Below are 14,052 nucleotides of genomic sequence, written 5' to 3' on the forward strand. Positions count from 1 at the left end.
TTTTTTTCTTTTCTATTTAAATTAATTCGTTAACTCAATTTTCACAATCAAGTAATGCTTTAATGAATATATCAATGTCATTACGTGTATTATAAATTGAAAAGCTAGCTCTAATAGTAGTTAATGCTCCGGTTTTTAAATGTGATAATCTTGCACAATGTTTACCAACTCTTACAGATATTTTGTATTTTTTATTTAAAAATGCTCCAAAGTCTTGTGAACTAACACCAATCATATTAAATAAAACAATTGGTTGTGGATTTTTCAAGTTATAAAACTCAAATTTAGAAACATCAATTTTGGATAATTCATCAACCAAATATCTTTTTAAACCTTCTTCGTATTCTTGTATTTTTTCAATTGATATCTTATCAATAAACTTAAGTGCTTCTAAAAAACCATAAATTGCACTTAAATTCAAGGTCCCAGCCTCAAATTTTTGAGGAATTTGGGCAAGTTTGTACTCAGTTAATGTGATATTAACGTTGTTACCACCACCATAAATAAGTGGTTTTAATATATCTAGTTTTTCTTTTTTCCCTCAAAGTATACCTAAGCCAAAAGGTCCAAACATTTTATGTGAAGAGAAAGCAACAAAATCAACATTTCATTCTTCAACATTTGTTCTCGTATGCAGTACTGACTGAGCAATATCAACAACAATGATAATATCGTTATTTATATTCTTGATGGCATTAGCTATTGATTGAACATCGTTGCTTGCTCCAACTGTGTTAGAAACACTAGCGAATGATACTATTTTAGTTTTTTTGTTTATTGTGTTATCTATTTTGTTCAGATCTATTGATCCGTTATCATTTAAATCTAGATACTTTATTTTTATTCCTATTTCTTCTTCTAATACTTTTCAAGGTAATAAATTTGAAGAGTGTTCTAGAATTGTCAAAACTACTTCATCATCTTTCTTCAAATATGTTTTGAGTCCAAAGCAGATTTGATTTAATGAATGAGTCGCACCACTGGTAAAAATTACTTCATTGTGATTTTTCGCTCCGATAAACTTAGCTGTCATTTTTCTTGTTGTGTCCAAAATAACATTAGCCTTATAAGCATTATCAAATAAGTCATTATGAGTATTTGCTGCAATTTTTTCATTATATTCCGCTTCTGCTTTGATAACTTGTTCTAGTTTTAGACTTGTTGCTGCTGATTCAAAATAAATTTCATCTGGATTATATTTAAAATATGGAAAATAACTTTTATAGTCCATTTAAATCATTCCTTTCAATATATCTTTAAGATATATTACGATTTCATCGTCGTTTAATGAAAGAAACACAGGTTCAAAATATCCATTTATTATCAACTCTTGTGCTTCTTCTTTGTTAAGTCCTCTTGATAATAAGTAAAATATTTGGTCAGGGTCAAGCATTCCAATAGCATTTGCATGGCTAGCAACGATGTCATTTTCGTCTATCAATAATACAGGGTCAGAGTCTGCTTTTGCCTTCTTATCTAACACCAATAATCTTAATTCTTGATGTGCCTCACTAGAGCTTGATCCTTTTTTAATATCACTGATGCATCTTATAAAACCCTTTGATTCATTTTTTAATACTTCATATGCTTTAATATTTGAACTAGTGTTACGTGCATTGTGTAATGATTTTATAACACTATTTTTGATGAAATTTTTGTTAACAATAGTAGCACTATAGAATTCAATGCTTGAGCTTGTCTCTTTTAAATTGATTTCAAGATTATCATTGGCGTTACAATTCATAAGGTTAGCTATTTTTAAGTCTAGCCTTGAAGAATCCTCTATAGTTATGTTAATATTGAAGTTTTTGTCATTTTCCGAGTTTTCAATCGGCAAAAACAAGATTGTTAAGCTAACACTAGTGTTAGCTTTTATTACAATATTTAATTTTCCATCAGATTCACCTAATAAAATTACCTTGTTTTCATCCGTTTTTAAGACTAACTCACTTGCTAAATTATTTCTATAATCAATAAAATTTGGGTTTTTTCACATGTTGTTCACCTAAATTAAATCCTTAACTCAGTTGTAACCCTCTTTATTGATACGGTCAACAAGCTCGCCACCCGCACTTGTTACAATTTTTCCATTTATAATAACGTGTGCATGAGTTGGTTTTATCTTTTTAAAAAATCTATCATAGTGAGATACGATAATCAAACCTTGTTTAGAGATTTCATCATCATTTAAGTTTTTAGAAACAATTTCTAGAGCGTCTACATCAAGTCCTGAGTCTATTTCATCTATCAAACTAAATAAAGGGTTTAACATTTTCAATTGTAGTATTTCATTCTTTTTCTTTTCTCCACCTGAGAAACCATCATTAACAAATCTTTTAAGCATATTTAAATCAAAATCTAGATTCATTGCTTTGGCTTTAATATCTTTAAAAATCTCTTGCAGTTTTTTAGGTTCTTCACTATGAGAATTTACAATGTATTTCAAAAATTCTAAATTGCTTACCCCAGGTATAGATTGAGGGTTTTGCATTGCCAAGAACAGCCCTGCTCTACTTCTTTCATCCACACTCATATCTAAAATAGATTTCCCGTCTAACAAAATATCTCCTTCAGTTACTTCGTACTTTGGATGACCCATTATAGCCATCAGTAATGTTGATTTTCCATTACCATTTGGACCCATCAAAGCATGAATTTCCCCTGATGAAACTTCCAAGTCTATTCCTTTCAAGATCTCCTTATCCTCAATCTTTACGTGTAAATTAATAATTTTTAATGTGTGCATTTTAAAACTCCTTAACCTCTTTAATTATATTGCCTGAATGAAGAAAATAGATAATTTATTTACAAATTATAATTTTTTTTGTTTATACTATGTACTTAAATAAATTGAATTTCTCACTCTTTTTTAGTCTTTTTTTCTTTATAATTATGTTGATACAAAATCAAGGAGTGAAAAGTGTGAAAAAATTATTAACACTACTAGGTAGTTTTGCAATTACTGCCAGTGCTGGTTCGATGGCAGTTGCTTGTACGAACTATGACAAAAAACAAGATGGAAATTCTATTCTAATTAATTTTTTAAATTCATTGAATGGAAAAGCTAATATCGATGCATCAGACGTATTATGAAAATTGGTTAATGAAAATGGACCTAAAAACAGAGAAACTTTTGCATTAGATTTTTTAAAAACAATTAATGCATCTATTTTAATTAACTCTAAAGAAAACTTTGGAGAAAATGGAGAAATCAAATTGAATAACTCAAGCGCTTTCATAAGCGCTGGTTTAGCTTCTGCTTTATCTGATAAATGAAACACCTTAAATAAAGCTGTGGATTTAAAAATTCAAAGGGAAAAAGATAAATATAAAAAAGATAATGGTAAAAAATGATGAGATAAATGATGTGAAATGCTTGTTGGTAAGTATTCTGTTTATCAAGATAAAGTAAAAGATATGGATGTAGATCTACTAGAAGGTAAATATAAATCTGATATTTTATTAACAGATTCTTCTAACAACGTTACAAAAGCTCTTCTAGATATTCTTTTAAATACCGACCAATTAGGAGTTACTTGGATAACAGTTGAACAAGTTAAAAGAAAATTAGCTACTTTAAAATCTGTTAAAGATGATAAAGATAAATTACTATATGCAGCAAAATCAGATGTTAAGGCTTTACAACAAATAATAAACTCTACTAAAGAATCTGGTGAGTGAGTAAAATCAAGTGTTAATGATCAAAGTACTGATGATGAAATTTCAGCAAAAGTTGACGAAGCATTGAAAATAGAAGAAAGTAATATAAAATATGATGTTCCAACCGATTTAAATGAATTAGTTACAGGTGGAGCTGATACTAGAGCGGGTATGTTGAGTAATTCACAACAATTCTTTTTAAACAAATATTACAATGCCAAAGCCCCAATAGCTATTAGTGAAATAACTATTGCTTTTTCTGATAATAAAACTTTCGATGACGGTATATTACCATCAGATTTTGAAGGAGATAATGAAGTTAATTCTAAACAAACTTGAACACTTTTAAAACAAATAATTACTGATAAAACATCTTGAAGTGAAATTATGGCAAAAGGTTCAACAACACATTCTAAAGCTACAGTTAAACATTATGATAATTTATTGACACTGACAAATACAACTGACTTCACACCAACATTGAGTTCAATTGTATATGATTATATTTTAGGTGAAAGATATAAAACTGATGTTACTAGAGCAGATGAAAATGATAAAGTGAAAGTCCCTGAGTGAACAACAAAAACCGATATTGAGAAAGAATATAAAAAAGAGGACTTTGGTAAATTGATAACAGCTTTAAACAGAACTGGAAGCTTCGATAAGGCATCAAATAACCTTTATAGAAAGCTTAGTGATGAAGATAAAGATAAGTTAGTATACATAGATTCTTCTGGTATTCATATAGTTTCAATAGATGGATTTAAGGAATTAGAAGCATCTACAACAACTAAAGAAAAAGATGCTAAAAAAATAATAGACGATACAAAAAATGGTATTGATAAAGAAACTCAAAAGAGTCTTAATGATTTCAAAGAGTTTAATAAATTAACAACTCAAGAAAAAATTTATGATTTTTGAAGAAAAACAGGTGAAGATAGATATTTTGATAAGTTAAACTCAACAGTTACTAATCCATATCTAAAATTCTTAGTTAATAACTCCTTGTTAAAAGGTGTTAAAGGATCACCGGTTGGATTTGACATAATGGCAGAAGTTAAAGCTTGAGCAACAATTTCAAGCTCATCAGAAAAAGAATTTTATTGAGTAACTATGGTTTATGACTATTTCCAAACAATGACTAGCAAACAAGAAGATAAGCTAACAGAAGACAAATCTTTCATAGAACAATTTGTTATATTTGGACCTGATGGAAGTAACGAAAAAGCTCAAGCTATTGCTAAAAAAATCGGTGATTGAACAATTGGAGCAATAAAATCTATGAAAATTGTTGTTACAAACAACCCTTCTTGAGTTTTTGTTGACGCATACAAAAAAATGATCGAAGAATTAGACACAAAAACAAATATTGGTTATCCAAAAGAAATAGTAAAAAATGATATATTCAACTCCGATAAATTAGCAGAGGAAATAAATAAAGTTTGATGACACGCAGTAGACAAAAATGGTGCTCAAAGTGTTCAAACTTTTAAAACTAACGCATTTGACTATTCACTAAGTATTTACGATTTAAACTCAATAGCTTACAATTACAAAAAAAATAACGGAGGTATAAAATAATGAAGAAATTGTTAGGAATCTTAGGTGCTATTTCTTTATTCACCTCTACTTCTGGAGTTGTAGTCGCATGTAATAAAGAACGAATTAAAACTCCGAAACTAAATAGAGAATTGGCTAAACAACTAATCGCAAAATTAAAAGGTTCGGATATGGCTAGTTTAGACTTTGGAGATATGTTTTCAGATGAAGATATTACAAAGGTTGTTGTAAGTATAATAGACGAATTAATAGGTCAACAATATGGTTATGAATCTACAAATTATAATTTAGATAAATTAGGTTTAAAAAAATATGACTACGCTAGTGGTGAAAGTAAGGATTCTATACCAAAGTCTTACATCGATTCATATTTAAATAACGCTGGTTCTATCGCAGAAGACTTATTATTCACAGAGTACACAAAATCAATAGCTAGTGGTAAAAGATTAGATAATTCATTATTGAAATCTTTATATAACTTGAATGTAATCCAAGAAACTAAAATAAAAGAATACAAAACCGATAACGAAAGAACTGTTCCCGTTGGTAGTTACATCGAAATAAACGATAAGAGATGACAAGTATTCAATGAAGATGGTAAAGGTGGATCAAATAATTTACCTACTCTTGAACAATTAACTCAAGAATACGCTAATAAAAAAGAATCACCGTTTTTCGTTGTGCCAAACGATGGCAAATCAACAAAAATAAATATTTCGTCTAAAACAGCTTTAAAATTACGTTTTCAAGATTACTTCAAAAATAAATTATTATCAGGAATTATTGAAAACTTATTAACTATGTCTTTCATGGAAGCAGATATGTTCACAGTGTCGGCTGCAAAAGAAGGAAGTTCCCCTTATATCAATACTGGGTCTCCTATTTTCTCAAAAACACAATCTTGAAATAGCTCAACAACTACAGATTGAACTACGAACGTTAGAATGGTTTGATCACTGAAGTTTGACAATACAGAGAACAAAAATAATAATGCTATCAAAAAAATCGTAGAAGGTATTAAAGAAATAAATCAAGCAAATGGAGAGTTGAAAAGCGGTGAAAGCATTAAAAAGCTCTTTAGTGCATTTGAAGATCAAAAAGAAAAATTGCCAGTTTATAATGGAGACAATACAAATGCTTACGATTCTTTCTTTGGATTACAAGGTTTCAAAGGGTTCACTTTATATGAAAATGGTACATCATTAGGAACAAGTCCTATTGCTGGAGCTAAATATGAAGATAAAGTTAAAGAAGCTAAGAAACCAGGGATATTATTTGATAACCTAACACCTTATTTTGTAGACGCAAAGAACTCTAACATAGCAGAAGTTGTAATTGTACTTCCTCTATACATGATTGAGCTGCTTGGTGGAAGTAAAGAAAATGATAGCAGCGGTAAAGTATACGAAATTAAGGATGCAGATGGTAAAGGTAAAGCAATCGAGTTTGGTCCATCATTGATAAACAATTCAAGATATAAAGATGTTTGAAATCAAGAGAATAATAAAAAATTACACTCAAAAGACGTGCAAGATTTAAATGACCAACAGTCAACAATTTTAAATCAAATTAAATACCTAGTATCACAAGATACAGGAACAGCAGATTTAGCTAAAACAACTTTATACTCAAAATATCTTAACGCAAAAGAAATTTACTTTGCTGGTTTATATGATCAAATTGGTAAATACATAAGAAATGATAAAGATAAAGACGATTAAAACTATTTTTAAATATATTTTGTCAAGTATACAAAATGTTTTTTATAAGAATACTTCAACCAAGTTTGAAGTATTTTTTTTCATAATTTGAAATCTAAATAAGCATATGCTGGAGGGCTCTTGTGTTTAATCATTATTCTTTCATAATTGTAAAATTCTATATAATTGTCGATTGCTAATTTCAACTTGAGAAACTCATCCTGCTTTAGTTTTATTTTTCACTCTTCTTTTAATGATGAAAAAAAGGTTTCACACATCCCATTATCAATAGAATTACCTGGTCTAGATAATGATATTATAATATTATTTTTTTTAGCATAACGCTTTGCAAATATAGATGTATATTGATTTCCGTTATCAGAATGGATAATAAGTTTCTTAGATAGATCTTGTCTATGAAGCGAAGCTTTCTCAAGTGTTTTTCTGTAAATATCTATGTCATTTTTTAAAGATACCTCATGACCTACTATGAATCCAGTGTTTGCGTCTTTCAAAACACTTAAATATGCAAATTTTTTATTGAAAGGTATATATGTAATATCTGTAACTCAAAGCTCATTTTTTGAATACAAAGATCAATTTCTATTAACATGATTAGGACCATAAGTTATTTTTTTGACTTCTTTCGGTTTTCTATACATCTTTTTTATTCTTATAACTGAATATAAATTAAATAATTTCATTATTCTTGCAACTTTAGATTGACTTACTACTATGCCTTGATTATTTAAAATTATTTTTATTCTGGGTGCACCATAAATGCCATTGTTTATCATGAATATATTTTTTATTTTATATGCTAAGTCCATATCTATTTTTATTTCATAATCCGGTTTATTTTTACCACATCAGCGATAATAACTCGCTCTTGTGACATTAAATAATTTACATAAAGAAAGAACCGTGTATTTGTTATTATATTTATCTATAGTTTTGTAATACTTTATAATTTTTTTTCTGAATTCTCCATCAGTTCATTGAACTTTTTTAAAACCTCATTCTCCATTTCTAATCATTTCAATTTTTTATTAAGTTCTGCAATTTTCTTATCTTTTGGATCTTTTGAATTGATTCTAATCTTTCCGTTGTGCTTATTGTGTTTTCCAGTTTTTGAAATAAGCGATTCATCACCAAAAACTTCTCAATCTACACACATTCTTCTAACTGTTGAATATGAAATATTGTACATTTTTGATAGGTCTTTATAAGATAAATTTTGATCAAAATGCTTGATAATCAACTCTTTTTTAGTCTCAAAATTTAGGATGTTTGATTTGTTTCCTTTTAAATTAGCCATTTAAAAAATTCTCCTTGTATAATTTTATGTTTTTTTTAACATAATGTATACTTAGAGAATTATATTCATTAAAACTATTTTAAATAGTTTTTTTTTATATTTTTTGTACAATTAGATTAGAGGTAAATAAGATGAAAGATTGTATATTTTGTAAAATATCAAACAAAGAAATAGAAAGTAATATTATTTATGAAAACGAGTTTGTATTGGCATTTTTGGATATGTTTCCGAATACAGATGGACACTCCTTGGTTATTCCTAAAAATCATTCCAATAACCTGCAAGAAACTGATGACTTGTTTTTAAAGGAAGTTGCAATTGCCAAAAAACAAGTTGCTGAATTATTAACTAAGAAATTGCCTATGAAACCTATTGGTTTCAATTATGTTTCTAATCAGGGAAGTGATGCTTATCAGTCGGTGTTTCATTATCATGAACATATAGTTCCGAAGTATCAAAAAGGTGAAGGATTATTGTTCCAAATAAATAAGGACGAATCAAAAATGTCGGCAATTAGTGAAATATATAAAGCATTAAAAGAATAATAAAAACACTTTACTAGTTTTCCTAAGTAAAGTGTTTTTATTTTTTATAATGTCTTAAAAAACTTCTTCCATCCTCTGTCATTATTCTTGAAGATCAACCTGAATTTTCTACTTTCATAAGCTCTTCGTTAACTTTGTAAATTCTAGCATCAAGTGCGTCCAATGATGAAATTATAATACCTTCTATCAAAACTGGTTCAACAGGAGAACCAAATTCATTCTTACCGTGACTTGATAAAATTACATGTTGTAATTTAACAATTTCATTATGAAATTTGGGATCAATATTTAGTTCCTTTTCTTTCAATGATATGAAGGTATTACCAATAGAGATATGACCAAGTAATTTACCTTCATCAGTATACTCTGCTGCTCTTTTACCTTTCATTTCGACTACTTTACCGATATCATGTAGCAATGTTCCACAGTAAACTAGTTCTCAATCAATTTCAGCATAACGATACACTTCTTTCAATCCTTTGGCTGCCATTAAAAGTGAAAAACTGTGTCAAAATAAGCCACCAACTACATTATGGTGTATAGAAGTTGCTGCAGGATATGTTTTAAATTCATCTTCATATTCTTTAATAATTGACATGGTTATTTTTTTATATGTTTCATTGGTTAACTTTTCTAAAAATTCCATCAAGACTTTAAAATTCATCTCGACATTTATAGGAGCTGATATAGAAAAAGTTTCCTCAGTAATATCATACTTATGAAAATCTTCTTCTTTCAAAACTTCATATGTATTTATTTTTAACTGAATTTGTTGTCGATAAACGTTTACAACTGCCTCAATTTTTATAACACTATCTGCTTTGATAGTTTCATAATCTGCGTCATCACAATTTCAAAGCCTTGCTTCAACCCTTCCTGTCTTATCTACTAAATAAACTACTAGATAATTTGAACCGTTGTTACCTGTTGATAATATTACTTTTTCAACTCTTGCTATCAAAACTAAATTCTTAGTTTCAGACTTAATTTCATTTATTCTCATACAATACCTCAATAATATTGTAATTTTAACAAAAAAAACACTCATTAATAAGTGCTTTTAGAATTAATTGCAATTTAATAATATTGTTTTTAATCTTTATAGTTATCTTTTCCGTACTCATAGACACCATAAGTTCCTGATCAATTAGTTAGGCTAGCAGTTCGCAAATCCAACTTATTTAAAAAGTTGGGAAGTGTAAAGCGTTTAAGTTGATTTTTAATAATATCTAAAAGTGGTTGTCCTAAATTCGATGGTCCACCAGCAATTACAAAAGTTTCAAAGTCCAAGAAATGAATTAGTGTAGACATTGATTTAGCCAATGGTTCCACAGCTTCTTCAAATATACTAATTACTTCCTTGTCTTTTTCCTTGAATAAATCTACGATATCAATTATATGTAAGTTATTGTTTAATTTATATAACTCACCAAGTTTTCCTGTCGATTTACTACCAACCAAATTTAATTGTTTCTCAATTCAAGTAGCTGAACTAATTGGATCAATACACCCTTCTAGACCACAAGCACATTTGATTGTATTTTGATACCCACCACCATGACCGGGTTCACTAGGTAGTCCAGAGCTATCTCCCATTACTAATTTATTATCAAATATAGCACCACCACCAATACCTGTTCCGATACAATAAAGAGCCATTGAACTCTTTTTACCCTTTAAACCCAACTTTCATTCTCCATAAGTGGCAGCTTTTGCATCATTGAGTATAAAAACTTTATTACTTTTGAATAATTTTTTAGTGGTCTCTAAGAGCGGATAATCTTTCCATCCTAAATTAGAAGCTAATACAACTATACCATTTGTGGAATCAACTAATCCAGCGCAGGCAATCCCTATGAATGATAGGTCATCGGCTTTTATGTTAGATTCCTCACACTTTTTATTAAACTTTTCGTGTATTCTTTTAACTATATCTTTATTATTCGTGGTATCTACAAAAAATCTAAATAAGGTTTTGTTATCTTCAAAAAGTGCACATTTAGCAGAGGTAGCCCCGATATCTATACATAATGCTTTTATCATAATATATTCTCCATCCTTTAATTATTTATTTATTTTTTCGTGAATCTCAATTATTTCTTTAGACAAAAGTATAACAGTCTCAGTGGTTAAAAGCTGATCTTCAGCATGCATAAATAAAACTGGTATAGTTATCTTTTCCCCTGATGCTTCGGCTGAGATTATATCCATATGTGTATGACTGGCAATGGCTAGGGATTTTTCAGATTCTACGATTAACTCTTGTGCTTTTTTATAATTACCTTCTTTAGCACACTTTATTGCTGCCATAGCTTTTCCCTTGGCTTCACCAGCGTGTGCGATAATAGTGAATGATACTTGTTCAAAATTCAAATCTTTCATATTTTTCTCCTATAAAGTTATTCTATATTAATATCTTGTTATAATGTACTTGATTTACCAAAGGGAGATAGACAATGCATTTTTCAAGTGTAGCTTACTTTAGCTTTGTACCATTGATTATTTATTTTATTATATATATAGTTATCGAATTACTAGAGAGATTTTTTCATCACTTTGTCAAAAATAAGTTGAAGATATATTTAATTGGTGCAATGGTAACCTCATTGTTAATAATTCTAATAATTGTATTATCATTGTATGTTGTTATTTAAAAGTTCTACCCCAAAGGTAGAACTTTTAAATAATCTAAGTTAATTATCTTTTTTTATTTCTTAAAGCCATAAGTTTTTCGCTTCTAGCTTTAGCTACTTTTTTAGATTGTTCAATGTATTTATCATGTTTAACTTGTGCTTTTTTCATTAGTTCTACTTTACGTTTTTCAAGTTTTTCTTTATTTGTCATTCTTCTACTTCAAAAAGTAATTTGTGACTCAGCATCCATTAACATCAGTTCAGATTTTTCTTCTAAATATTTAACTTTAGATTCTGTGTCAACTTCATAACGATATACTTTATCAGAATAATATTTTTTCTCTAGTTCATATTTTTCAGGGTTATTAGCTTTTAATTTTTTGAAATATAACTTATTGTCTAATAATATGAACGGTAAATAAAACAATAAATCCACACCAAAGCAAATCATTGCTGGAATAATTGCTTTTCCATCTAATGAAGTAATTATGGCGCTTACAAATCATGGAGCTGTTCAGGGAGCAGCTACATAAGAATATTTTACAAACCCCAGAACAGCTGGTGAAAATATTCAACCTATAAATAAATTAAGTATAGGGGCAAAAATAAATGGAACAATGTACACAACATTTAAAACTATTGGATAACCAAAAATAACTGGCTCATTTATTTGAAAAACCCCTGCTGGTGTTGCATATTTAGCAACTTCTTTTAATTCGCGTCGTTTAGAGAATCCAAACGTCATTATTAATAATCCAAGAGTAGCACCACTACCCCCAACATACATATATGAATCGAAAAATGGTTTAGTGAAAACACCCATTGATCCTGTTGCAGCAGCGACATCATAACCTAATCCATTAACTAATGATGTATTTATTCCAAGAACCATCCAAAATATAGGTTCAAATACACCGGCCATTAGATTTGATCCATGAACTCCAAAGAATCAGAAGAATCCAACAAAGAATACGAATACTATTGCAAGACCTAATCCACCACTACCTGTAGCGAATCCAATAAATCAAGAAGTAAAGAATTGATAAATTGCAGCATTCAAACCAAACTGTGTAGGACCTAGTTTTGTAGAAACATAAGACCCAGTAAGGGCAGCTATTTTACCATTTGCATCTAATCCAAAGTTTAAGATATTATCGGCATTTAAATGATGAAAGTCACCTAAACTTACATTTTGACCTTGATTTAGAAATAAAGCTGCAACCAATGACTTAATATCATTTCCTTGACTATTGTATCACTGACTGAACTTCTCAGTTGTTAAGTTGTTAAACATATCTTTAATTCAGGGTGAATCTGCATCTACTTTCAATAACTCAGCAATTTGAGTATTTGTTAATCCCCTAACTTTATCCAGTAAACCTTCAACTTCCTGAAGATTTGTTGCAATTTGAGCTTGATTATTACCTGTCACGGTTAGATTACCAGTTATTATCGCTGGTGCTAACACAAAAATATTTAATACCCCTATTCCAGCCAATGTGATTACAGCTGGTAAAAATACTGCGAAAGACTTTCCAACTGCTGGAGGAACGCCATCTGGCATTTTAATATTAAGTGCTCTTAATGATGAAAGATATACAAAAGCTTCGGTTGCGATAATTCCAAATAGAATAGCGCCAATCAAACCTTTTGCATCCATGAAGAATGCAATTTCTCCTAATCCAGCCAACATAAATGAAGCAGTTGATACTAATCCAGCAATTATTGGTTGCTGAAATCCTCTACTTAGTGATATATAATAACCAAATAAGAATGAAAAATAAATTGACATCATTCCAACAGTTACTGTATTCATATGACCAAAGGCCAGCCCACAAATCTTTGAAGTTTGTCCTCAACCATTTGTTGTGTCACCCAAGAGTTTAGAGATACCATCCCACGTTAACTCAGGGTGACTTGCTTTTGCAAATAAACCTAATAACGACACATATCCTGATCCAGCACCACCAAACACTATTGCATTTACCAATACACCTATTGATCCAGCAATAATAAGTGGAATCATTGTACCAAAAGAGTCACGAATGGCAGCCAAATGTCTTTGATTACCTATTTTTGCCACTTTTGGTATAAATTTGGTTTTAAATCATGGTTTAAAACCATTACTTTTACTAGATCGTGTCTTGTTATCAGGACTAAATTTATTATTCGACATAATAAAAACCTTCTTTCTAGACAAATTTAATAATTAATAAAATTGATATAAGTGTTTAACTATTCACCCATCATTTTTTCAGCTTGTTTCATTGCTTCTTCGCCTTTAGCCATTGCATAAACTTGGGTTGGTATCAACTCAACCGGAACATTGTTAGTCATGTTTATGATATCTTCAAGGGCGTAACTAATTTGTGGTCCAACCATTATGGCATCATACAAATTCAGTTCTGGTTTAGCTTCGGCAATACCTTTGGCAACTATTTCATAATCCAATTTTTTAGAAGCTGCATACATTTGCATTTTCTTTACAAGCATGCTGGTAGACATACCAGCCGAGCAAACTAATAATATTTTTTTCATTCCATTTGCCTCCTTTAAAATTATTATAATCTTTTTCCATTTTTGAAGTTCTAAAATGGAAAAAATATTAAAAACTGAAAAAAACTCCCACGAGGTAT

The 14,052-nt window shown here is 29.4% G+C and carries 14 protein-coding genes; 4 read left to right on the top strand and 10 right to left on the bottom strand.

The features are described from left to right. Positions 1–16: 16 nt before the first annotated feature. Genes SAPIS_RS04015 through sufC form a run of 3 tightly spaced genes read right to left on the bottom strand, consistent with a single transcriptional unit; the run spans position 17 to position 2,746 of the window. Positions 17–1,231, bottom strand: coding sequence for an aminotransferase class V-fold PLP-dependent enzyme (locus SAPIS_RS04015; RefSeq protein ID WP_023789905.1), 1,215 nt, complete (start codon positions 1,229–1,231; stop codon positions 17–19). Further along, positions 1,232–1,996: a SufB/SufD family protein gene (locus SAPIS_RS04020; RefSeq protein ID WP_023789907.1), complete on the bottom strand. Its 765-nt coding sequence runs from the start codon at positions 1,994–1,996 to the stop codon at positions 1,232–1,234. It abuts the gene before it with no gap. Positions 1,997–2,005: 9 nt separating this feature from the next. Then, positions 2,006–2,746, bottom strand: a complete 741-nt coding sequence (sufC, locus tag SAPIS_RS04025; RefSeq protein ID WP_023789909.1) for a Fe-S cluster assembly ATPase SufC — start codon at positions 2,744–2,746, stop codon at positions 2,006–2,008. 176 nt (positions 2,747–2,922) lie between these two features. Here sufC and SAPIS_RS04030 point away from each other — a divergent pair, with 176 nt between their 5' ends. Together SAPIS_RS04030 and SAPIS_RS04035 are read left to right on the top strand one after the other, a co-directional pair. Next, on the top strand, positions 2,923–5,241 hold the full coding sequence (locus tag SAPIS_RS04030; RefSeq protein ID WP_023789911.1) for a lipoprotein: 2,319 nt from the start codon (positions 2,923–2,925) through the stop codon (positions 5,239–5,241). Next, positions 5,241–6,941: a lipoprotein gene (locus SAPIS_RS04035; RefSeq protein WP_023789913.1), complete on the top strand. Its 1,701-nt coding sequence runs from the start codon at positions 5,241–5,243 to the stop codon at positions 6,939–6,941. The genes SAPIS_RS04030 and SAPIS_RS04035 overlap by 1 nt, the downstream gene beginning before the upstream one ends. An 8-nt stretch (positions 6,942–6,949) precedes the next feature. Here SAPIS_RS04035 and SAPIS_RS04040 read toward each other — a convergent pair whose 3' ends face one another. Both SAPIS_RS04040 and SAPIS_RS04045 read right to left on the bottom strand, forming a co-directional pair. Continuing rightward, the gene (locus SAPIS_RS04040) at positions 6,950–7,957 is read right to left on the bottom strand and encodes an IS3 family transposase (RefSeq protein ID WP_041612618.1); all 1,008 of its coding nucleotides are present in this window, start codon (positions 7,955–7,957) and stop codon (positions 6,950–6,952) included. Beyond that, positions 7,885–8,238, bottom strand: coding sequence for a helix-turn-helix domain-containing protein (locus tag SAPIS_RS04045; RefSeq protein WP_023789092.1), 354 nt, complete (start codon positions 8,236–8,238; stop codon positions 7,885–7,887). The genes SAPIS_RS04040 and SAPIS_RS04045 overlap by 73 nt, the downstream gene beginning before the upstream one ends. A 131-nt stretch (positions 8,239–8,369) precedes the next feature. On the opposite strand from SAPIS_RS04045, the gene SAPIS_RS04050 reads away from it, so the two are divergent. Then, the gene (locus tag SAPIS_RS04050; RefSeq protein ID WP_023789917.1) at positions 8,370–8,783 is read left to right on the top strand and encodes an HIT family protein; all 414 of its coding nucleotides are present in this window, start codon (positions 8,370–8,372) and stop codon (positions 8,781–8,783) included. A 37-nt stretch (positions 8,784–8,820) separates the two neighbouring features. Here the strand turns inward: SAPIS_RS04050 and SAPIS_RS04055 are convergent, their stop codons facing one another. The 3 genes from SAPIS_RS04055 to SAPIS_RS04065 all read right to left on the bottom strand — a co-directional run bounded on the left by SAPIS_RS04055 (position 8,821) and on the right by SAPIS_RS04065 (position 11,165). Next, complete coding sequence (locus SAPIS_RS04055) at positions 8,821–9,786, bottom strand: 3'-5' exoribonuclease YhaM family protein (RefSeq protein WP_023789919.1); 966 nt, start codon at positions 9,784–9,786, stop codon at positions 8,821–8,823. An 89-nt stretch (positions 9,787–9,875) separates the two neighbouring features. Beyond that, positions 9,876–10,826 (bottom strand): ROK family protein, encoded by a 951-nt coding sequence (locus SAPIS_RS04060; protein WP_023789921.1) that lies wholly within the window; start codon positions 10,824–10,826, stop codon positions 9,876–9,878. A 21-nt stretch (positions 10,827–10,847) separates the two neighbouring features. After that, a complete protein-coding gene (locus tag SAPIS_RS04065; RefSeq protein WP_023789923.1) occupies positions 10,848–11,165 on the bottom strand; it encodes a PTS lactose/cellobiose transporter subunit IIA in 318 nt (105 codons plus the stop codon). A 74-nt stretch (positions 11,166–11,239) separates the two neighbouring features. Between SAPIS_RS04065 and SAPIS_RS04070 the strand changes: the two genes are divergently transcribed. After that, a complete protein-coding gene (locus SAPIS_RS04070; RefSeq protein WP_023789925.1) occupies positions 11,240–11,437 on the top strand; it encodes a hypothetical protein in 198 nt (65 codons plus the stop codon). A gap of 43 nt (positions 11,438–11,480) precedes the next feature. On the opposite strand, the gene SAPIS_RS04075 is transcribed toward SAPIS_RS04070, so the two are convergent. Further along, entirely contained in the window at positions 11,481–13,592 is a 2,112-nt protein-coding gene (locus SAPIS_RS04075) for a PTS sugar transporter subunit IIC (protein ID WP_023789927.1), read from the bottom strand. Positions 13,593–13,651: 59 nt separating this feature from the next. After that, entirely contained in the window at positions 13,652–13,954 is a 303-nt protein-coding gene (locus SAPIS_RS04080; protein WP_023789929.1) for a PTS sugar transporter subunit IIB, read from the bottom strand. Between the last annotated feature and the right edge of the window lie 98 nt (positions 13,955–14,052).

Origin of the sequence: Spiroplasma apis B31 (assembly GCF_000500935.1) — a bacterium.
Classification (GTDB): domain Bacteria; phylum Bacillota_I; class Bacilli_A; order Mycoplasmatales; family Mycoplasmataceae; genus Spiroplasma_A; species Spiroplasma_A apis.